Origin of the sequence: Streptomyces apricus, from assembly GCF_008369065.1 — a bacterium.
Taxonomy (GTDB): Bacteria; Actinomycetota; Actinomycetes; order Streptomycetales; family Streptomycetaceae; genus Streptomyces; species Streptomyces apricus.
On the sequence record NZ_VDFC01000005.1, the window covers coordinates 68,514 to 89,515 of the forward strand.

At 73.8% G+C, this 21,002-nt stretch carries 13 protein-coding genes and 1 pseudogene; 10 read left to right on the forward strand and 4 right to left on the reverse strand.

Translation table 11 applies throughout. The features are described 5' to 3' along the window. Nucleotides 1-94 precede the first annotated feature (94 nt). Nucleotides 95-1,342: a L,D-transpeptidase gene (locus tag FGF04_RS02360; protein WP_149509502.1), complete on the reverse strand. Its 1,248-nt coding sequence runs from the start codon at nt 1,340-1,342 to the stop codon at nt 95-97. A gap of 179 nt (nt 1,343-1,521) precedes the next feature. Next, nucleotides 1,522-2,754, reverse strand: a complete 1,233-nt coding sequence (locus FGF04_RS02365; RefSeq protein ID WP_149509503.1) for a L,D-transpeptidase — start codon at nt 2,752-2,754, stop codon at nt 1,522-1,524. Between the two features lie 254 nt (nt 2,755-3,008). On the opposite strand from FGF04_RS02365, the gene glgX reads away from it, so the two are divergent. The 8 genes from glgX to FGF04_RS02400 all read left to right on the forward strand — a co-directional run bounded on the left by glgX (nt 3,009) and on the right by FGF04_RS02400 (nt 15,500). Next, nucleotides 3,009-5,315, forward strand: a complete 2,307-nt coding sequence (glgX, locus tag FGF04_RS02370) for a glycogen debranching protein GlgX (protein ID WP_149509504.1) — start codon at nt 3,009-3,011, stop codon at nt 5,313-5,315. A 174-nt stretch (nt 5,316-5,489) separates the two neighbouring features. Then, a complete protein-coding gene (locus tag FGF04_RS02375; RefSeq protein WP_149509505.1) occupies nt 5,490-7,328 on the forward strand; it encodes an ABC transporter ATP-binding protein in 1,839 nt (612 codons plus the stop codon). Next, nucleotides 7,325-9,220 (forward strand): ABC transporter ATP-binding protein, encoded by a 1,896-nt coding sequence (locus tag FGF04_RS02380; RefSeq protein WP_149509506.1) that lies wholly within the window; start codon nt 7,325-7,327, stop codon nt 9,218-9,220. Before FGF04_RS02375 ends, FGF04_RS02380 begins: the two co-directional genes overlap by 4 nt. After that, on the forward strand, nt 9,217-11,037 hold the full coding sequence (locus FGF04_RS02385) for an ABC transporter ATP-binding protein (protein WP_149509507.1): 1,821 nt from the start codon (nt 9,217-9,219) through the stop codon (nt 11,035-11,037). Before FGF04_RS02380 ends, FGF04_RS02385 begins: the two co-directional genes overlap by 4 nt. Continuing rightward, nucleotides 11,034-12,845 (forward strand): ABC transporter ATP-binding protein, encoded by a 1,812-nt coding sequence (locus tag FGF04_RS02390; protein ID WP_149509508.1) that lies wholly within the window; start codon nt 11,034-11,036, stop codon nt 12,843-12,845. Before FGF04_RS02385 ends, FGF04_RS02390 begins: the two co-directional genes overlap by 4 nt. 152 nt (nt 12,846-12,997) lie before the next feature. After that, a complete protein-coding gene (locus FGF04_RS41610; RefSeq protein ID WP_268893761.1) occupies nt 12,998-13,126 on the forward strand; it encodes a hypothetical protein in 129 nt (42 codons plus the stop codon). A gap of 89 nt (nt 13,127-13,215) precedes the next feature. Then, a complete protein-coding gene (locus FGF04_RS02395; protein WP_149509509.1) occupies nt 13,216-14,214 on the forward strand; it encodes a hypothetical protein in 999 nt (332 codons plus the stop codon). After that, complete coding sequence (locus FGF04_RS02400; protein ID WP_149509510.1) at nt 14,211-15,500, forward strand: MFS transporter; 1,290 nt, start codon at nt 14,211-14,213, stop codon at nt 15,498-15,500. The genes FGF04_RS02395 and FGF04_RS02400 overlap by 4 nt, the downstream gene beginning before the upstream one ends. Before the next feature lie 128 nt (nt 15,501-15,628). Here FGF04_RS02400 and FGF04_RS02405 read toward each other — a convergent pair. Next, a pseudogene (locus tag FGF04_RS02405) lies at nt 15,629-16,375 on the reverse strand (ATP-binding protein); the annotation flags it as partial. A 168-nt stretch (nt 16,376-16,543) separates the two neighbouring features. Then, complete coding sequence (locus FGF04_RS02410) at nt 16,544-17,377, reverse strand: helix-turn-helix transcriptional regulator (RefSeq protein WP_188113934.1); 834 nt, start codon at nt 17,375-17,377, stop codon at nt 16,544-16,546. 143 nt (nt 17,378-17,520) lie between these two features. Between FGF04_RS02410 and FGF04_RS02415 the strand changes: the two genes are divergently transcribed. Together FGF04_RS02415 and FGF04_RS02420 are read left to right on the forward strand one after the other, a co-directional pair. After that, nucleotides 17,521-19,236 carry an AMP-binding protein gene (locus tag FGF04_RS02415; RefSeq protein WP_149509513.1) on the forward strand — a complete coding sequence of 572 codons (1,716 nt, stop codon included), beginning with the start codon at nt 17,521-17,523 and terminating at the stop codon, nt 19,234-19,236. Continuing rightward, nucleotides 19,233-20,933, forward strand: a complete 1,701-nt coding sequence (locus FGF04_RS02420) for an AMP-binding protein (protein WP_149509514.1) — start codon at nt 19,233-19,235, stop codon at nt 20,931-20,933. The genes FGF04_RS02415 and FGF04_RS02420 overlap by 4 nt, the downstream gene beginning before the upstream one ends. Nucleotides 20,934-21,002 lie beyond the last annotated feature (69 nt).

Genomic DNA, 21,002 nt, shown 5'->3' on the forward strand with positions numbered 1-21,002 from the left:
GCAGGTTAACGGGGGCTAACAGGAACGGCCCCGGTGTGCTCCGTCACAGCGGAGGACACCGGGGCCGTACGGTCCCGGGAAGGAACTCAGGAGGTCAGGCCGTCCACTTCTCCCACGACATGTTCCAGCCGTTGAGCCCGTTGTCCGGGGCCACGGTCCGGTCGTTGGAGTTCTTCACGATCACCACGTCGCCGATGATCGAGCGGTCGAAGAACCAGGCGGCCGGGGCGTTGCGGTCGCCGCCGCCGCGCTGGTCGCGCAGGCCGATGCAGCCGTGGCTGGCGTTGCGGTTGCCGAAGGCGTCGCCGCTCCAGTAGTTGCCGTGCAGGAAGGTGCCCGAGGTGGTCAGGCGCATCGCGTCCGGCACGTCCTTGATGTCGTACTCGCCGCCGTAGCCGACCGTCTCGCCGTTCATGCGGGTCACGCGCAGGCGCTCGCTGATGACCATCTGGCCGTTCCAGGTCTCGTAGCCGGGGGCGCCCGTGGTGACCGGGATGGTCTTGATGACCTTGCCGTCCCGCTTGACCGTCATCTTCTTCGTCTTGACGTCGACGGTGGAGACCTGGCTGCGGCCTATCGTGAACTCGACCTTCTTGGCCTGCTTGCCGTAGACGCCCGGCCGGCCCTCGACACCGTCGAGGTCCAGGGAGACGGTGACCTTCGTACCGGGCTCCCAGTACTCCTCGGGGCGGAAGTCCAGGCGGTCGTTGCCGAACCAGTGGCCCCGGACGTCGACCGCGGGCTCGGTCTTGATCTTTATCGCCTTCTCCACGTCCTCCGGGTGCGTGATGCCCCGGGTGAAGCGCACGGAGAAGGGCATGCCGACGCCGACCTTGGAGCCGTCCTCGGGTGTGAAGATGCCGACGAAGGTGTTCTTCGGGGTCAGCGTGGTGAATGCGGACTCCTCGGCGGCCTCGCGGCCCTCGGAGTCCTTCGCCACCGCGTGGACCGTGTACTTGGTGGACGCGGCGAGATGGCCGCTGGGCGTCCAGCTGGCGCCGCCGTCGGTGATCTTCCCCTCGACCGGGTCGCCCTTGGTGTCCTCGACCGTGACCTCGGTCAGCTTGCCCTTGGCGGCCGTCACCTTCAGCGCGCCGCTGGTCTTCACGTCGTCGGCGCCGTTCTTCGGCGTGATGGCCACGACGGCCTGCGAGACCTTGGTGTCGGCCTGGCCCGAATCCTGCTTGCCGCCCTTGTCGGACCCGGAGTCCGAGTCCCCTCCCCCGCCTCCGCCGCACGCGGTCACGAGGAGCAGCAGCAGGCCCAGCACGAGTGCCGGGACCCCCTTGCCGCTCCGTGTCCGCGCGCCAACCGACGCCCCCGATATCGGTCGCCCGTTCACGTTCCTTCTCCCCTCGCACGGCCTCTGGTCAGGCCCGTACCACGGCGCGTCCCGCGCACGTCGCGCTAATTAATCACACTGCCAGGAGAGATGGACTCCTGGGAATGTCACCGTTCAGTCCCAACTGGCGGGGCCTCCAGCGCGACCGGGGCCTCGTCTGCGCGTACCCCTATGTCGGTCTACTTCACCGCGGAGCCCGCTTTCCAGGCTTTCCAGGCCATGTTCCACCCGCCGAGGCCGTTGTCCGGAGCGACCTTCCTGTCGTCGCTGCGGACCACCTCGACGACGTCGCCGACGAGGCTGCGGTCGAAGAACCAGCCCGCCGGGGTCGCGGAACCGCCGCCCTTCACGTCGCGCAGCCCGACGCAGCCGTGGCTGACGTTGGCCGTGCCGAACACGCCCTTCGCCCAGTAGTTGCCGTGCAGGAAGGTGCCCGAGGAGGTCAGGCGCAGTGCGTGCGGCACGTCCGGGATGTCATACTCGCCCTTGCCGTCGGGCCGTTCGAAGCCGACGGTCGCCCCGTTCATCCGGGTCACCTCCAGCATCTCGCTGACCACCATCTTCCCGTTGTACGTCGTCCGGCCGGGGGCGCCCGCGGTGATCGGCACGGTGGCCAGGAGCTCCCCGTCGCGGTGCACCCGCATGGTGTGGGCGGCGGCGTCGACGACGCTGGTCTGGCTGCGGCCGACGGTGAAGGAGGTGGTCCTGTACTGCACTCCGTACACGCCGGGGGCCGCCTCGACGTCCCGCAGCCGCAGGGCGACGGTGACCTTCGTGCCGGGCTTCCAGTACGTCTCGGGGCGCAGGTCCAGGCGGTCGTCGCCGAACCAGTGCGGGGCGATCTCCGTCCTCGGTACGGAGGTCACGCGGACGGCGCGTTCGACGGCCGCGCGGTGCTCGACCGGGCGGTTGAACTCCAGCGACACGATCATGCCGGTGCCGACCGTCGAGCGGTTCTCCGGGGCGACGTACGCGATGAGCCGCTCGTCGGGGACGTACGTCGTGAACGTGGTGTGCCGTGCCACGCGCCTGCCGTGGGCGTCCAGCGCGACGGCGTCCACCGTGTACCGGGCGGCCGTCGCGAGCTTCGGGGCGTCGGGCCGCCAGGTCGCGCCGTCCCCGGCGATCCGGCCGGGGACCGGGGACTTCCGCGCGTCCTGGGACTTCACGACCCGCACGGACTCCAGGCGGCCGGCGGGCACCCGTACCGTCAGCCCCTCCCCGGGGCGCACCGCCTTGCTGCCGTCGTCGGGCGAGACGCGGATCGCCTCCTCGGGGGCGCGGGGCTTGCCGAGCATCTCGTCCGCCCCGTGGGAGGTGCATCCGGCGGCCGCGGCCAGCAGGCCCGCCCAGGTCAGTACGGCGGCCAGCGCGGCCCCTGCGCGCCACGTGCGGGTCTGTGCGTGCATCACGTGGGACCCAACGACGCAGCGGCCCCGGGGAAGTGGGTGGGTGCGGCAGGTGCCCCGGTCGCGCCCGGCGTGTCCCGTCCGGGACGCCCGTTCGGCCCCCGCCTCGGGAAACGCGGGTACGGGCCGCGCCCCGCGGACGTGAGTGCGGGCCCGGCGCTGGGCAGAACAGTGGGGAGGACGACACGACATGGGGCCGCGGCCGGGACGCCGCGGTCCTCTCGTGCCGCTCCGACCGAGCCGCGGGAGGGCCAGACGTGTCGAGCGCAGCCGAGCAGGAGGCAGTGCAGGAGGGCCGCGCGCCCGGGGGCGCGCTGCCCGCGCAGCCCGCCCCCGTGCTGAACGGCGCGGCGCGCACGGCGCCCGCCGTCCCTGTCTGGCCGGGTGCGCCGACGCCGCTCGGGGCGCGCTTCAGGACGGGGCCCGACGGCGTCTCGGGCACCAACTTCGCGCTCTGGGCGGGCGGCGCGGAGTCGGTCGAGCTCTGCCTCTTCGGCTCCCCGGACGACCCGGGCCACCGGGAGGGCGACGGCGCCGAGGTCCGGGTGCCGCTGACCGAGCTGACCCACGAGATCTGGCACGGCTTCGTGCCCGGGGTGCGGCCCGGGCAGCGGTACGGCTTCCGGGTGCACGGCCGCTGGGACCCGTGGACCGGCGCCCGCTGGAACCCGGCCAAGCTGCTCCTGGACCCGTACGCGCGCGCCGTGGACGGCGCCGGGCAGGACGAGTTCGGCGCCCTGCCGCCCCAGGTGTACGGGCACGTGCGCGACTGGCCGCAGCAGCACGTCGCGGACACCGTGCGCGACGACCGGGACTCCGCGCCGTACGTGCCCAAGGGGGTCGTCGTCCACGACGACACGCCCGGCGACGAGTGGGCCGACGACCGCCGCCCGAAGACGCCCTGGGCGGACTCCGTCATCTACGAGCTGCACGTGAAGGGCTTCACCAAGCTGCACCCGGGCATCCCGCCCGAGCTGCGGGGCACGTACGCGGGGCTGGCGCACCCGGCCGCGATCGAGCACCTGACGTCGCTCGGGGTGACGGCCGTCGAGCTGCTGCCGGTGCACCAGTTCGCGCACGAGGACCACCTGTTGCGCCGCGGCATGAAGAACTACTGGGGCTACAACTCGATCGGCTACTTCGCCCCGCACGCGGCGTACGCGGCCTCCGGGACCAACGGCCAGCAGGTCGGGGAGTTCAAGCGCATGGTGCGCGCCCTGCACGCGGCGGGCATCGAGGTGATCCTCGACGTGGTCTACAACCACACGGCCGAGGCGAGCGAGCTGGGCCCGACCCTGTCGCTGCGCGGCATCGACAACCGCGGTTACTACCGGCTGCAGAACGACGCCCGGCGGTACGCGGACTACACGGGCTGCGGCAACACCCTGCACGTCGTGCAGCCGCACGTGCTGCGCCTGATCACGGACTCGCTGCGCTACTGGGTGACGGAGATGGGCGTCGACGGCTTCCGCTTCGACCTGGCGGCGGCGCTGGCCCGCTCCATGCACGACGTCGACATGCTCTCCCCGTTCCTCGCCGTCATCGCGCAGGACCCGGTGCTGCGCCGGGTGAAGCTGATCGCCGAACCGTGGGACGTCGGCTCCGGCGGCTACCAGGTGGGCGCCTTCCCGCCGCTGTGGACGGAGTGGAACGACCGCTACCGCAATGCCGTACGGGACTACTGGCGCGGCGCGCTGCCGGACGTGCGGGACCTCGGGTACCGGCTGTCGGGGTCCAGCGACCTGTACGCGTGGGGCGGGCGGCGGCCGTACGCCTCGGTGAACTTCGTGACCGCCCACGACGGCTTCACCCTGCGGGACCTGGTGTCGTACGAGCGCAAGCACAACGAGGCCAACGGCGAGGGCAACCGGGACGGCACCGAGGACAACCGGGCCTGGAACTGCGGCACCGAGGGCGAGACCGGGGACACCGGGGTGAACGGCCTGCGGCGCCGCCAGCTGCGCAACCTGCTCACCACGCTGCTCCTCTCCACCGGGGTGCCGATGCTGGTCGCGGGCGACGAGCTCGGGCGCACGCAGGGCGGCAACAACAACGCCTACTGCCAGGACAACGAGATCAGCTGGCTCGACTGGAGCCTGCTGGAGGACCCCGGCTGGCGGTCGCTGTTCGAGCTGACGTCCAGGCTGATCGCCCTGCGCCACGCCCATCCGGTGCTGCGGCGGGGGGCCTTCTTCTCCGGGCGGCCCCACTCCGCGGACGGGCTGCGGGACCTGGCGTGGTTCACCGCGCGCGGCACCGAGATGACCGAGCAGGACTGGTACGCGCCCGCCGGCACGCTGGGCATGTTCCTGTCCGGCCGGGACATCCCCGGGCGGGACGCGCGCGGCGTCCCCGTGACGGACGACAGCTTCCTGGCCGTCCTGCACGCGGGCGACCGCTCCACGGACTTCGCCCTGCCCGGCCCGCCGTGGGCCGGTTCGTACGAGGTGGTCGTCGACACGTCGCAGGAGGACCAGCGGGAGGCCCCGGACCGGGTGCACCGCTCGGGCACGACGATCACGGTCCCGTCCCGCTCGGTCCTGCTGCTCCGGGTGGTCCCGTAGCGGGGCCGCGCCCCTTCGGGGGCGCGGGGAACCGCGCGATCGGCCCCCACCGGCGGACGGCCGAATTCCGACGCGCAGGGTCCGAAAAGGCGCAGGTCGTAGGACCGGCGACGGACCCGGCCCGGTCCAAAACCCCTTGGGCCCTGTCAGTGCCGAACCGTAGGCTCGCTCCTGATGGCCACTACACCCGCCCCCACCGCGCCCCGTTCCGCCGTCCGCAGCCTGCTGCGCCTGTGGCCCTACGTACGGCCCGTGCGGGCGCGGCTCGGGACCGCCGCCGTGGTCGCGGTCGTCGCCTCCTGCACGGGGCTGGTGATCCCGCTGGTCCTGAAGTGGATCGTGGACGGGCCGGTGGCCGACCGGGACACGGGCGGCGTGTGGCTCGGGGCGCTGTACCTGCTGCTGCTCGGCATCGCCGAGGCGGCCCTGTTCGGGCTGCGGCGCTGGCTGGTGGCCAGGCCCCTGGCCGGGGTCGAGGCGGCGATGCGGGCGGACCTGTACCGGCACCTGCAGCGGCTGCCCGTCGCGTTCCACGACCGCTGGGCCAGCGGGCAGTTGCTGTCGCGGGGCACGACCGACCTGATGCTGCTGCGGATGTTCCTGGCGTTCCCGCTGACGTTCCTGCTGGTCAACTCGGTGACGATCCTCGTGGGCGTCCTGATCATGCTGGCCCAGGACTGGACCCTGGGACTCGTGCTGCTCGCGCCCGCGCTGCCGGTGATGGTCGTCTGCTGGCTCTTCGAGAAGCGGTACTCGCAGGTGGCGCGGCGGGCGCAGGACCAGGTGGGCGACCTGACGACGCTGGTCGAGGAGAGCGTGCTCGGCATCCGGATCATCAAGGGGTTCGGGCGCCACCGCAGCCAGGCCCTGGCCTTCCGGGACCTCTCGCGCACGCTGCGCGGCACGGAGCTCGCCAAGGCGCGGCTGCTCGCCGGCATCTTCGCCGCCATCACGACCCTGCCCGAACTCGCCATCGGCGCGGCCCTCGTGCTCGGCACGGTGCAGGTCGCCGACGGGGACCTGTCGGCCGGCACGCTGGTCGCGTTCCTCTCCACGGCCCTCGCCCTGCGCTGGCCCGTGGAGTCGATCGGCTTCCTCCTGGCGATGAGCCAGGAGGCGGCGACGGCGACGGAGCGCTACTTCGAGGTGATGGACGCGGCACCGGAGTCCGGCACCGGGCAGCCGGCCGACGCAGCCGCCCCGGTGCCGGTCCCCACCCGTGCCCGTGCCCGCAGTCAGAACCGCAGCAGCGATCACGACGGGCTCCGGTTCGAGAACGTCCGGTTCCGGTATCCCGACGCCGAGGCCGGCAGCGTTCCCGTGCTCGACGGTGTCGACCTGCACGTGCGGCACGGCGAGACCATGGCCCTCGTCGGCGGCACGGGCTCCGGCAAGACCACGCTCACCGCGCTGGTGCCCCGCCTGCACGAGGTCACGGCCGGGCGGATCACCCTGGACGGCGTCGACATCACCGCGATGCCCCGGCAGGAGCTGCGCACCCTCGTGGCGGTCGCCTTCGAGGAGCCCACCCTCTTCTCCGCCGGGGTGGGCGAGAACGTCCTGATGGGCGCCGCCGACACCGCGGGCGAGGCCGAGCTGCGCCGCGCCTTGGCCGTGGCGCAGGCGGACTTCGTGCACGCCCTCCCGCAGGGCACCGACACCCAGGTCGGCGAGCAGGGCCTCAGCCTGTCGGGCGGCCAGCGCCAGCGCCTGGCCCTGGCGCGGGCGGTCGTCGGCACCCCCCGCTTCCTCGTCCTGGACGACCCGCTCTCCGCCCTGGACGTGCACACGGAGGCCCTGGTGGAGGCGGCCCTGCGGCGCGTCCTGGCCGGGACGACCGCCCTGGTGGTGGCCCACCGCCCGTCCACGGTGCTGCTCGCCGACCGGGTGGCCCTGCTCTCCGGGGGCCGCGTCACCGCGGTGGGCACGCACCACGAACTGCTGCGCACGAACGCGGAGTACGCCTGGCTGATGTCGGGAAGGACAGAGACGAGCGAGAGGGAGACCCGATGACGGCGCCCACGACCACCGCGCCGACGGACGACGACAGCGACGACAGGAACCCCCCGGCCGGTGCGCCGGCCGGAGGCGGTGCGGGCGGCGACCCCTTCGACCGCGACGCCCTCCCCGCTCCCCCGCGCGCCACGGCCACCCTGCTGCGCTCACTGCTCGCCCCGCTGAGGGCCCGCGTCGTCCTCGCCGCGGTCCTCCTGCTGCTCCAGCAGGCCGCGGTGCAGGCGGGCCCGCTGCTGGTGGCGTACGCCATCGACCGCGCCGTACCGGCGCTGCGCGACGACGACCACGGTCCGCTGATCGCGGTGGCCGCCGCGTACGCACTGTGCTCGGTGGCGGCCGGCGCGCTGCAGTGGGGCTTCGTCCTGGTGTCCGCCCGCGTCAACCAGGACGTCCTGCTGGACCTGCGCGGCAGGATCTTCCGGCACGCGCAGGCGCTCAGCGTCGACTTCCACGAGCGGTACACCTCGGGCCGGCTCATCTCGCGCTCCACCACGGACGTGGAGTCGCTGCGCGAGCTGCTCAGCGAGGGCCTGCAGGAACTCATCACCGTGGTCCTGTCGTTCGTCTACATCTCGGCGATGCTGCTCTGGCTGGACCTGGGGCTCGGCGCGGTCGCGGTGGCGTCCTTCGTGCCGCTGTACCTCCTCATCCGGCGCTACCGGCGCCGCGCCGGACGGATCTTCGGCGTCCGCTCGACCGCGATCGCCGCCGTCATCGTGAAGTTCGCGGAGACGATGAACGGCATCAGGCCGGTGCGCGCCTTCCGCCGCGAGGCCGCCAACGACGCCGCCTTCCACACCCTCAACAGCCGGCACGAGCGCAGCAACGGCGACGCCCTCCTGGAGATGGCCCGCTACGTCGTCGGCTCCCGCCTGGTCGCCAACACGGCGGTCGCGGGGATCGTGCTGTGGGGCGCCTACCGGGTGGCCTCGGGCTCGCTGGCGCTGGGTGTGCTGGCCGCCGCGGTGCTGTACCTGCGCCGCCTGTACGACCCGATCGACCGCCTCGGCATGTTCCTCAACTCCTACCAGTCGGCGGCCGCCTCGCTGGAGAAGATCGCGGGCCTGCTGGCCCAGGTCCCCTCGGTGCCGGAGCCCGCCCACCCGCGGACCCTGCCGCCGCCGGCCTCCGAACTGCCGGGCCGCGAGGTGGTGTTCGACGACGTCCGGTTCGCCTACCGCACCGGAGGCGAGGTGCTGCCGACGTTCTCGCTGACGATCCCGGCGGGCCAGACCGTCGCCGTGGTCGGCTCCACGGGCGCCGGCAAGTCGACGCTCGCCAAGCTCCTCGCCCGGTTCTACGACCCGACGACCGGCCGGGTCCTCCTCGACGGCGTGGACCTGCGCGAGCTGGCGGTGCCCGAACTGCGGCGCGGGGTCGTGATGGTGACGCAGGAGGCGTTCCTGTTCTCCGGCACGGTCGCCGAGAACATCGCCATCGGCCGCCCGGACGCCTCCCGCGAGGACGTCGAGCGGGCCGCGAAGGCCATCGGCGCCCACGCGTTCATCAGCGCCCTGCCGGACGGCTACGACACGGACGTGCGCAAGAGGGGCGGGCGCATCTCGGCCGGCCAGCGCCAGCTGGTGGCGTTCGCGCGGGCCCTGCTCGCCGACCCCGCGGTCCTCATCCTCGACGAGGCCACCAGCTCCCTGGACGTGCCGGGCGAGCAGGCCGTCCAGCGGGCCATGCACACGGTCCTGCACGGCCGTACGGCGGTGGTCGTGGCGCACCGTCTGTCGACGGTCGAGATCGCCGACCGGGTCCTGGTCATGGAGCACGGCCGGATCGTGGAGGACGGCAGCCCCGGCCGGCTCATCGAGGACACGGGCCGCTTCGCGGACCTGCACCGGGCCTGGCGGGACAGCCTGGTGGAGGAGCGCACCGGGTGACGCGGCGCCGCGCGGACGGCTCCCTCCCGGAGGTCTCGTACGCCGATCCGGGGGTGCCCGACCTCCGCGGCGGCGCCCGGTACCTGTGGTGGCTGGTGACCCGGCAGCCGGGCCGGTCGGCGGCGGGCGCGCTGCTGGCCACCGTCTGGATGGTGCTGATGGCGCTGACGCCGTACCTGCTGTCCCGGGCCGTCGACGACGGCCTGGCACCGGGGCACCGGGCCGCGCTGGCCGGCTGGACCGGCGCCCTGCTGGGCCTGGGGGTGCTCAACGCCGGGATCGGCGTCCTGCGCCACCGCACGATGACCAGGCTGCGGATGGACGCCAACTTCCGTTCGGTGAAGCTCGTGGTGGGGCAGTCGGTCCGGCTGGGCGCCGGACTGGCCCGGCGGACCGGGACCGGTGAGGTCGTCACGATCGGCGTCGGCGACGTGCTGACGATCAGCCAGTCCCTGACCGTCGTCGGTCCCGGCGTCGGCGCGGTCCTCGCCTACGCCGTCGTCGCCGGGCTGCTGCTGTCGGTCTCGCCGCCGCTGGCCGCGGTGGTGCTGCTCGGGGTGCCGGTGATCGTCCTCCTCGTCGGCCCGCCGCTGGGACGGCTGCGGGGCGCGGAGACGGAGTACCGCGAGCGCCAGGGCGTGCTGACGGCGCGGATCGGGGACCTCGCCGGCGGGCTGCGCGTCCTCAACGGCCTGGGCGGCAAGGGGCTGTTCGCGGACGCCTTCCGCCGGGACTCGCGGCGGCTGCGCGACCAGGGGTACCGGGTCGGGGCCGTGACCAGCTGGATCCAGGCGCTGGGGACCGGGCTGCCGACGGTGTTCCTCGCCGTGGTGACCTGGGCGGCGGCCCGGCTCGCCGTCCAGGGCTCGCTCACCGTCGGCGAGCTGGTGGCGGTCTACGGCTACGCCGCGGTCCTGGTGGCGCCGGTGGCCTTCATCGTCGAGTGCGGCCACCAGCTCAGCCGGGGCGTGGTGGCCGCGCGGCGCGTCGTGCGCTTCCTGGCCCTGGAGCCGTCGGTGACCGACGGCCCCGCCTCCGCCGCGCACCCCGTGCGGAACGCCCCGGCGGAGCCCGCCGTGCTGCACGACCCGCAGTCCGGTGTCCGGGTCGTGCCGGGCGCGCTGACCGCGCTGGCCGGGGCCCGGCCGGCGGAGTCCGCGGCCGTGGTCGACCGGCTGGGCCGGTACGCGGAGTCGGCGGCGACCTGGGGCGGCGTACGCCTCGACGCGATCCCCCTGGCCCAGGTGCGGGAGCGCATCCTGGTCGCCGACCACGAGGCCGACCTGTTCGCCGGGTCCCTGCGCGACCTGCTGCGGGGCCGCCGGGACCACGACGACGCGGCCGTCCGCCGGGCCGTGCACGCGGCCGTCGCGGACGACATCGTCCTCGGGCTGCCGGACGGGCTCGACTCGGCCGTCGACGCGCAGGGCCGCAGCCTCTCCGGCGGTCAGCGCCAGCGCGTCCGGCTGGCGCGGGCACTGCTCGCCGACCCCGAGGTGCTGCTGGCGGTCGAGCCCACCTCGGCGCTCGACGCGCACACCGAGGCCGCGGTCGCCGCCCGGCTGCGCACCGCGCGCGCCGGCCGCACCACCCTCGTCACCAGCACCTCGCCCCTCGTGCTCGACCGGGCCGACCTCGTGCACCACCTGGTCGACGGCAAGGTGGCGGCCACCGGGACCCACCGCGAACTCCTCGACCGGGAGCCGGGGTACCGGGCGCTGGTGGCCCGTGACGCGGACCACGTGGGCCCTGCGGACCCCGCCGACGGCGGGACGGGTGCGGCCGGGGAGCCGGCCGCCGAAGGGGCCGGGCGGTGAGCGGGCGGCTGCCGGTCGCCGGGCCGGCCGAGGTGCGCGCGGCCGCGGGCCGGCTGGTCCGCGCGGACCGCCGTGCCTTCGCCGCCGTACTGGCCCTGAACGCGCTGGCCGCCGTCGCCGGTCTGGTCGGCCCGTGGCTGCTCGGCCGCATCGTCGACGAGGTCCGGGCCGGCGGCACGGTCGCCGCCGTGGACCGCCTGGCGCTGGTCATCCTGGTGTGCGCGCTGGCCCAGCTGCTGCTGGCACGGGCCGCCCGGCTCGTGGGGCACCGGTTCGGCGAGCGGACGCTGGCGCGGGTGCGCGAGGAGTTCGTCGACCGGGCGCTGGCGCTGCCCGCCTCCGTGGTGGAGCGGGCGGGCACCGGCGACCTGACGGCCCGCGGCKCCGCCGACGTCGCCGCGGTGGGCACGACGCTGCGCGACGCCGGGCCGGAGCTGCTGGTCTCCGGGGTGCAGGCGCTGTTCCTGCTCGGCGCGGTCTTCGTGCTCGACCCGCTGCTGGGCGTCTGCGCGGTGCTCGCCCAGGCCGGCACCTGGTGGAGCCTGCGGTGGTACCTGCGCCGGGCCAGGGCCGGCTACCTCGCCGAGGGCGCGGCCACCTCCGAGGTCGCGGAGATCGTCTCGGCCACCGCGTCGGGAGCCCGCACGGTCGAGGCGTTCGGCCTGCAGCGGCGGCGCGTCGCCGCGAGCCGGGACGCCCTGGAGGCGTCCCGCCGCACCCGGATGCACACGCTGTACCTGCGGTCGGTGTTCTTCATGGCCGTGGAGGTCTCCTTCGTCCTTCCCGTGGCCGCCGTGCTGATGGCGGGCGGGGCCCTGCACGCGCGGGGCGCGGTGAGCCTGGGCGCCGTGGTCGCGGCGGCCCTGTACCTGCGCCAGCTGGAGTCCCCGCTGGGCGCGGTGCTGACGTGGGTGGAGCAACTGCAGAGCAGCGGCGCCTCGTTCGCGCGGGTGGAGGGCCTGGGCCGGGCCCCGCGGGCGGTGCCGTCGGGCGGCCCCGCCCCGGCGGACGACCGGATCGACGTGCGGCGGGTGCGCTACGCGTACGACCGCGGCGGCGAGGTGCTGCGCGGCGTCGACCTGACCGTGCGGCCCGGGGAGCGGCTGGCGGTCGTCGGGCCCTCCGGCGCCGGGAAGACGACCCTGAGCCGGCTGCTCGCGGGCATCGACGCACCGCGTTCGGGCTCGGTGACGGTGGGCGGGGTGCCGGTCGCGGGCCTGGACCCGGAGCAGCTGCGGCGGCAGGTCGTGCTGGTCACGCAGGAGCACCACGTGTTCCTCGGCACGGTCCGCGACAACCTGCTGATCGCCGAACCGGCCGCGGACGACGCGGCGCTGTGGGCGGCGCTGGCGGCGGTCGGCGCCGACGACTGGGTACGGGAGCTGCCGGAGGGGCTCGACACGGAGCTGGGCTCCCGCGGCGGTCCCGAACGGTCCCCGGTGCCGGTCACGGACGGCTCCAGGGCCCAGCAACTGGCCCTGGCCCGGGTGGTACTGGCCGACCCGCACACGCTGGTCCTCGACGAGGCCACGGCCCTGCTGGACCCGGCGACGGCCCGGCACACCGAGCGCGCGCTGGCCGCCGTGCTCGAAGGACGCACGGTCATCGCCGTCGCGCACCGCCTGCACACCGCGCACGACGCGGACCGGGTGGCCGTGATGGAGGACGGCCGCCTGACCGAACTGGGCACCCACGACGCCCTGGTGGCGGCGGACGGCGCGTACGCGGCGCTCTGGCACTCGTGGCACGGCGAGCGGTCCGGCGAGCGGTCGGGTGAGCGATCCGGCGAGCGGTCCGGCCCGGCCTGAACGCACCGCAGGACGCACGGGCGCATTACCGCACCACGCATTCCGCACGGGTCCGCTGAGCGGAACCGCGCTTGTGCGGGGCCTCGGAACTCCCTGAGCATCGAATGCAGCCGGACACCGTTCCGGACCATTCGAAAAGGGAGTTGGGGAAAATGTCGAAGGAATCCATGGGTACGCAGCCCGGCGACCTCCTGGGCGACCTGGAGGACTCCGCCGAGCGCGACGTGACCACCCTCGCCGAGCTCGGCCTCGACCGGCCGGTCAAGGCGTACGTCTACTGATCGCGTCCGATCCGTGTCGCCGGGTCCGCCCACTTCACGGCGGGCCCGGCGCCTGCCGGGGAAAGACCGGGACAGCCGATGGGGGAAAGATGAAAGATGTATTCGAGGTGTGGCCGGGATTGCGTTCCGTATTTCCCGACGGAGATGTCCTGTTCGTCTCCGACCAGCAGTACGTCGTGGACCTGATGGCGGCACGGGGGCTGCCCAGCGAGCATTTGGCGGAGATATCGGAACCGCCCGGATCGGTGGTCCTCGTCGGCTGCGACTACACGAGCCTGGGGCCCCGGGAGGCACTGCACGACCTCTTCGCCGCGAGCCGTGTGCTCTGGGTGCCCCTGGTGTCCTTCGACCCGCACCCCGAGGCCGCGGCCTACTCGCTCGGCCTCCTGCTGGCGAGCGACCTGGAGGCGTCCACGAAGGGCAACCGGGACTGGACCTCGGTGCTGCGCAGGGCCCGGCGGCCCCTGTCCGTCAGCAGCGACCGGACCTCGCTGACCTTCCGGGTCGTGCGGGACGACATCGTGGTGGTCACCCGGCTCCAACCGCTGCTCGACGTCGGTGAGTTCGTCAGTGTCGCCGAGTACTTCGAGGTCGACATCGACAGCAGCCTCGACGTGGGCACCGGCGGCGACGACCGCGCCGACGCCGATGACCGCACCGGCACCAGCACCGGCAGTGCCTCGTACACCGCCGACGGCACCTTCTGGGCCGACGGCCTGTGCGTGGCGCGCCATCCGCAACTGGACTTCGACGCCCCGGTGCTGCGCAGGGCGCGGGAGATCGCGGCCCGGGTGGCCGAGGCCGGGGGCATGCTGGTCCGGGTCGAGGACTGCCGCATCGTGTCCGCCGTCTGCGGGGACACGGACTGGGCGCAGGACCTCGCGCGGTGTGCGGGAGAGAGCGGCGCGCGTCTGGTCGAGTTCTCGTTCGGCACCAACCACGCGATCCTGGACACCCTGGACTGGTCGGTCAACTCCCAGATCAACGAGGGCGCCGGCGGGGTGCACATCGGGGTGGGCGACGGTGTGAGCGGCGCCCACATCGACTTCGTCCTGCCGGCCGCCAGGGTCGCACTCGCCGCGGCATGAGGGACGCACGCGCCGCGGCGGTGCCGTTGACGCGGAACCGGGGCTTTCGCCTGCTGCTGGCCGGCGTGGCGGTCAGCGCCTTCGGGGACTGGCTGCTCGCCGTCGTCTTCGGCATGTGGGTCAAGGACCTGACCGGGTCGAACGCCCTCGCCGCGAGCATGATCTTCGCCGGTACGCTGCCCGCGTTCGCCGCGCCGTTCGCGGGCCTGGTGGCCGACCGCTTCCCGCGCCGCCGGGTGCTCGTCGCGGCCGGTCCGGCGTCGGCCGTGCTCCTCGTCCCGCTCCTCGCCGTGGACGACCGCGGCGACCTGTGGATCCTCTACCTGGTGGCCGTGTGCGGCGGACTGGGCGGCGAGGTGGTCTCGGCCGCGGTGAACGGCCTCAACCGCTCCCTGGTCCCGGAGGAGTCGCTCGGCCGGGCCAACGGCCTGCTGGCGACGGTCCGGCAGGCCATGCTGCTGGCGGGTCCCGCGGCGGGCGCCCTGCTCTACGCGGCGTACGGCGCACGGACCGTCGTCGTGCTGGACGCTGTCACGTTCCTCGTCGCCGCCCTGTGCGTGGCGGCGATCCCGGCGCACGGGACGGAGCCCCGCGGCGACAGGGGGCGGGGGCGCGGCGAGGGGGCCAGCGGACCCGCGGCGGAGGACGGGTCGCTGGTGGCGGAGGCCATGGCGGGCGTCCGGCACATGGCGGAGGTGCCGGTGCTGCGCAGGCTGCTGGTCCTCGGTTTCGTCTTCGGGCTGACCATCGGCTTCTGCGAGGCGATCGTCTTCGCCGTGGTGGAGGGCATCGGCGGACCGGCTTCGTACGTCGGCTTCCTCACCAGCGCCGAGGGCATCGGCTCGGTCGCCGCGGGCGCGCTCGTCACCGCGCTCAGCAGCCGGATCGGCGACTTCCGGAAGATCTCCACGGGGCTCTGGTGCTTCTCCGCCGGCCTGCTGCTGCAGACCGGCGGCGGGCTGCCCTTCGTGGTCGCCGGTGCCGTCCTCGCCGGTGCGGGCGCCCCCGCGCTGGTGGTCGGCGTCACCACGGCGGCCCAGCGCCGTACGCCGAACGAGCTCACCGGACGGATCTCGGGGGCGCTCAACTTCGCGGTCAACGTGCCGTTCGCCGTGTCGATCGGCCTCGGCGCGGTGCTGGTGGGCCTGGTGCCGTACCGGGTGCTGCTGCTGTGCGTGAGTGCGGCCCTGGCCCTGGTCGCCCTCGGCTCCACGGTGGCGCTGCGCGAGTCCGGGCACGACGCACCGGGGGCGGCCCAAAGCGTTGACCCGGTGCGCGACCGGTGATTCGTTGAACCGGGCCGCGGCCACCACACTCACCGACGGCCGCACGCGCGAAGTACACGCACCACACGGGGGAAACGGGAAACACGGGGGACAACAAGCATGTCGTTGAGCAATGCCGAGCACTTGGTGCGGCCGAGCTCCAGCGCGAACAGCGGGTTGCCGCCGCTGGTGTGGTGGATGTCCCGCAGGGTCGAGCGGCGCAGCCCCGGGTACCCGCGGCCGGCGAGCAGCTCGGAGACCTGCGGCCGGGACAGCGGCGGCAGCCGCAGGGCCAGCGTCTCCGGCGGATACGCGCGTAGATACGGGTCGTGCTCCTGCTCCTTCGGTTCGGTGCCGGTGCGCACCGCGCCGAGCATCCGCACCGGCACGCCGCCCAGGCGCCGGGCGGCGAACCCGAGCAGCTCGGCGCTGGGCGCGTCCAGCCACTGCAGGTCGTCCGCCACGAGCAGCACGGGCCCCTTGGCCGCCAGCGCGCGCAGCACCGACAGGACGGCCAGCCGCAGCGCCAGGCCGTCCTGGTGCAGGGAGGGCTCGGCGCGGCCGGTGAGCGCCGCCTCCAGCGCGGCCTGCTGCGGGGCGGGCAGGGTGTCCGCGACCTCGTCGGCGACCAGGCCCAGCAGGTCCACCAGCGCCAGGAACGGGAGGTGCGATTCCGACTCGGTGGCCGAGCAGCGCAACACCGTCCGGGCGGATTCGGCATATTCCGTGGTAATGGCCCGCAGGACGGTCGACTTTCCTATTCCGGGCGGGCCGTACAAGAGGACGCTGCCCCCGCGGGAGAGCTGGTCACGCGCTCGTCCGAGCAGCTCCTCGCGCCCGATGACCTGCTCGGAACGGGGTCTGACAGGCTCCTCGAACTCCCGTCGCACGCGCACCGCTCCTCTCAAGTCGTGTCGGATCAATATTATGCAAAGAGGTCCTTAATTTCGGGTGTTTCCACCGTGAGGGAAATAACAGAGATTCGGTATACGGGATTTCATGGGCCCTGCACATGTATAGGTCGCGCGGAGAGGTACGGACCTGCACGGCAGCGAGCCGGTCCCTCACGGCAGCAGCCCCGCCCGTCGCGCCGCCACCACGGCCTCCAGGCGCGTGTGCGCGCCCAGCTTCCGCATCGCCGAACGCAGGTACGCCTTCACCGTCTCGGCGCGCAGCCCGAGCCGGTGCCCGGCCGCCGCGTTGGTCGTACCGGCGGCCACGCACGCGAGGACGTCCAGCTCACGCGGGGTGAGCCGGACCCGCGGCGCCGCCGCGGACAGCGGACCGGGGGCCGTCGCCAGCGTCTCGCAGACCGCGAGCAGCTCGGCCCGCAGCACGGGGTCCGCCACCCGCGGCGCCAGCGCGCGCAGCGCCCCGTGCGCCTCCCGGAGCCGCTCCCGGGTCGCGCCGTCCGCATCCGGTGCGCGGGCCGCGCCGTCCGGTCCGGGTGCGCGGGCCGCCGCCAGCAGACCGCACGCCTCGTCCCGTACGACCAGGGACTGCTCCACGTCCCGTGCCGCCTGCACCGCCGCGGACAGGGTCCGGTCGCCCAGCGGCCGGGCCGAGCGCAGCGCCCCGTACAGGACACCGCGCACCCGGCGCCGTACGACGACGGGCACGGCGAGGACGGACCGCAGCCCCTCCGCGGCGACCGCGGCGTCGTACTCGTGGCTGATCCGCCGCGACGAGGAGTAGTCCGTCACGGCGCACGGCCGCACGAGGGCGGCCGCCTTGCCGCCGAGGCCGTTGCCCGAGGACACCGCCAGCGCGTCCAGGGCCGCCGTCGTGGTGCCGGTCAGCTCGCTGATGCGGACCTGCCCGCGGCCCGGCTCGACGAGCCCGCCGAACGCGACGTCCAGCCCCGTCTCCCGCCGCAGCCGCATCAGCGCGCCGCGCATCTCCACCGCCCCGGCTGCGCCAGTTGCCACGTGCCCGTCCCTTCGCCGCCACGCACCCCCCGTCCGGGGGTAGTGAGACCCGCATCACGGATTACACGATGTGGGGGAGCCGCCCGGCAATGCCCCGGGACCGAGGAGGACAGATGACGACGCCGCCGACGACGCCGACGGAGCACTTCCGCAGCGCGCGGGACTTCCTGCTGCAGCACCGCGAGGACTACACCGCCGCCTACGAGGGCTTCTCCTGGCCCCGCCCGGAGCACTTCAACTGGGCGCTCGACTGGTTCGACGCCGTCGCGCGGGGCAACCACCGCACCGCGCTGCACATCGTCGAGGAGGACGGCCGGGAGACGAAGCTGTCCTTCGCCGAGCTGTCCGCGCGCTCCGACCGGGCCGCGGCCTGGCTGCGCGGGCTCGGCGTCCGCGCCGGGGACCGGATCCTCGTCGTGCTCGGCAACCAGGCCGAGCTGTGGGAGACGGCGCTGGCCGCGATGAAGCTGCGCGCCGTGGTGATCCCCGCGACCCCGCTGCTCGGCCCGGCCGACCTGCGCGACCGCGTGGAGCGGGGCCGGGTGCGGCACGTCCTGGTGCGCGCCGAGGACACGGCCAAGTTCGACGAGGTGCCCGGCGACTACACGCGGATCGCCGTCGGGGGCGCCCCCGACGGCGGGCCCGCGCAGGAGGGCGGGCGCGCCGGCTGGCACGCGTACGAGGACGTCCACCGCCACGACCCCGGCCCCTTCACGCCGGACGGTCCGACCCGGGCCGGCGACCCGCTGATGCTCTACTTCACCTCGGGCACCACCGCCCGCCCCAAACTCGTCGAGCACACCCATGTGTCGTACCCGGTCGGCCACTTGGCGACCATGTACTGGATCGGGCTGAAGCCGGGCGACGTGCACCTGAACATCTCCTCGCCCGGCTGGGCCAAGCACGCCTGGTCGAACCTCTTCGCGCCCTGGAACGCGGAGGCGACCGTCTTCGTCCACAACTACACCCGCTTCGACGCGGGCCGGCTGATGGCGGAGATGGACCGGGCCGGGGTGACGACGTTCTGCGCGCCGCCCACCGTGTGGCGCATGCTCGTCCAGGCCGACCTGAGCCGGCTGCGCACCCCGCCGCGCGAGGTCGTCGCCGCCGGCGAGCCGCTCAACCCCGAGGTCATCGAGCAGGTGCGCCGGGCCTGGGGCGTCACCGTCCGGGACGGCTTCGGGCAGACCGAGACGGCCGTGCAGGTCTCCAACAGCCCCGGCCAGCCCCTGAAGACGGGGTCGATGGGGCGGCCGAGCCCCGGCTACCGCGTCGAGCTGCTCGACCCGGTCACGGGCGCCCCGGGCGCGGCCGAGGGCGAGATCGCGCTCGACCTGTCGGCGCGGCCCGTCGGCCTGATGACCGGCTACCACGGCGACCCGGACCGCACCGCCGAGGCGATGGCGGGCGGCTACTACCGCACCGGGGACATCGGCTCGCGCGACGCCGACGGGTACATCACGTACGTGGGCCGCAGCGACGACGTCTTCAAGGCCAGCGACTACAAGATCAGCCCGTTCGAGCTGGAGAGTGCGCTCCTGGAGCACGAGGCCGTCGCCGAGGCGGCCGTCGTGCCCGCGCCGGACGACCTGCGGCTCGCCGTCCCGAAGGCGTACGTCGTGCTGGCGCAGGGCTGGGAGCCGGGGCCCGACACCGCCAAGGTGCTCTTCGAGCACGCGCGCACGGTCCTCGCCCCCTACAAGCGGGTGCGCCGGCTGGAGTTCGGCGCGCTGCCCAAGACCGTGTCCGGGAAGATCCGGCGGATCGAGCTGCGCGAGGCCACGGCCGCCGGGTCGGACGCCGAGTACCGCGAGGAGGACTTCCGATGACCGGACCGACACCCACGCAGCCGCCGTCGTCCGACGCGCGGCCCACCCAGTCACCGCCGTCCGGTGCGCGGCCGGCGCCCGCACGGCTGTCGTACGCGCACGGGACGGGCGGCACCGAGCTGCTCGGGGACACCATCGGGGCCGACCTCGACCGGGCGGTGGCCCGCTGGCCGGACCGTGAGGTGCTCGTCGACGTGCCGTCGGGGCGCCGCTGGACCTACGCCCGCTTCGCCGAGGACGTCGACCGCCTGGCCTGCGCGCTGCTCGCGAGCGGCGTCGCCAAGGGCGACCGGGTGGGTATCTGGGCGGTCAACTGCCCCGAGTGGGTGCTCGTCCAGTACGCCACCGCCCGCATCGGCGCGGTCATGGTGAACATCAACCCGGCCTACCGCACCCACGAGGTCGAGTACGTCCTCAAGCAGGCCGGCGTCTCCCTGCTCTTCGCCTCACCCGGCCACAAGGGCAGCGACTACCGGGCGATGGTCGAGCAGGTGCGGGGCAGGTGTCCCGCACTGCGGGAGGCCGTGTACTTCGGCGACCCGGGCTGGGACGCGCTGCCCGACCGCGTGACCGCCGAAGCGCGCGCCCAACTCCCTTTGCGGGCAGCCGAGTTGTCTTGCGACGACCCGATCAACATCCAGTACACGTCGGGCACCACCGGCTTCCCCAAGGGCGCGACCCTCTCCCACCACAACATCCTCAACAACGGCTACTTCGTGGGCGAGGCGATCGCCTACTCCGAGCAGGACCGGATCTGCGTACCCGTGCCCTTCTACCACTGCTTCGGCATGGTCATGGGCAATCTGGCGGCCACCTCGCACGGCGCGTGCATCGTCGTCCCGGCGCCCTCCTTCGACCCGGCGGCGACGCTCCGGGCCGTGCAGCAGGAGCGCTGCACCTCGCTGTACGGCGTACCGACCATGTTCATCGCCGAGCTGGACCTGCCGGACTTCGCGACGTACGACCTCTCCTCGCTGCGGACCGGCATCATGGCGGGCTCGCCCTGCCCGGTCGAGGTGATGAAGCGGGTGGTCGCCGAGATGCACATGGCCGAGGTGTCCATCTGCTACGGCATGACGGAGACCTCGCCCGTCTCCCTCCAGACGCGCCGCGACGACGACCTGGAGCACCGCACCGGCACGGTCGGGCGCGTCCTGCCGCACATCGAGGTCAAGGTCGTCGACCCGGCCACCGGGGTGACCCTGCCGCGCGGCGCGGCCGGTGAACTGTGCACCCGCGGCTACAGCGTGATGCTCGGCTACTGGGACGAGCCGGCGAGGACCGCCGAGGCCGTCGACGCCGGGCGGTGGATGCACACCGGCGACCTGGCCGTGATGCTCGACGACGGGTACGTGCAGATCGTCGGCCGCATCAAGGACATGATCATCCGGGGCGGCGAGAACATCTACCCGCGCGAGATCGAGGAGTTCCTGTACGCGCACCCGGGGATCGCCGACGTGCAGGTGGTCGGCGTGGCCCACGAACGGTACGGCGAGGAGGTGCTCGCCTGCGTCGTCCCGCGCGATCCCGCCGATCCGCCGACACTGGCGGACGTGCGGGCCTTCTGCGAGGGACGGCTGGCGCACTACAAGATCCCCAGCCGGCTGCAGATCATGGAGTCCTTCCCGATGACGGTCTCGGGGAAGGTACGCAAGATCGAGCTGAGGGAGAAGTACGCGCAGCCGGACGCCCCTTAGAGATGTCCGGCGGGGGGGGCGGGGCCGGCACGCCCCAGGACCCGGTGGCCCGGGCCGTGCCGGAGCCGA

Coding starts and splice junctions, on each gene's coding strand:
- FGF04_RS02375 (WP_149509505.1), top strand. CDS start 5,490: ATGGCCACTACACCCGCCCCCACCGCGCCCCGTTCCGCCGTCCGCAGC.
- FGF04_RS02380 (WP_149509506.1), top strand. CDS start 7,325: ATGACGGCGCCCACGACCACCGCGCCGACGGACGACGACAGCGACGAC.
- FGF04_RS41610 (WP_268893761.1), top strand. CDS start 12,998: ATGTCGAAGGAATCCATGGGTACGCAGCCCGGCGACCTCCTGGGCGAC.
- FGF04_RS02395 (WP_149509509.1), top strand. CDS start 13,216: ATGAAAGATGTATTCGAGGTGTGGCCGGGATTGCGTTCCGTATTTCCC.
- FGF04_RS02400 (WP_149509510.1), top strand. CDS start 14,211: ATGAGGGACGCACGCGCCGCGGCGGTGCCGTTGACGCGGAACCGGGGC.
- FGF04_RS02410 (WP_188113934.1), bottom strand. CDS start 17,377: ATGCGCGGCGCGCTGATGCGGCTGCGGCGGGAGACGGGGCTGGACGTC.
- FGF04_RS02415 (WP_149509513.1), top strand. CDS start 17,521: ATGACGACGCCGCCGACGACGCCGACGGAGCACTTCCGCAGCGCGCGG.
- FGF04_RS02420 (WP_149509514.1), top strand. CDS start 19,233: ATGACCGGACCGACACCCACGCAGCCGCCGTCGTCCGACGCGCGGCCC.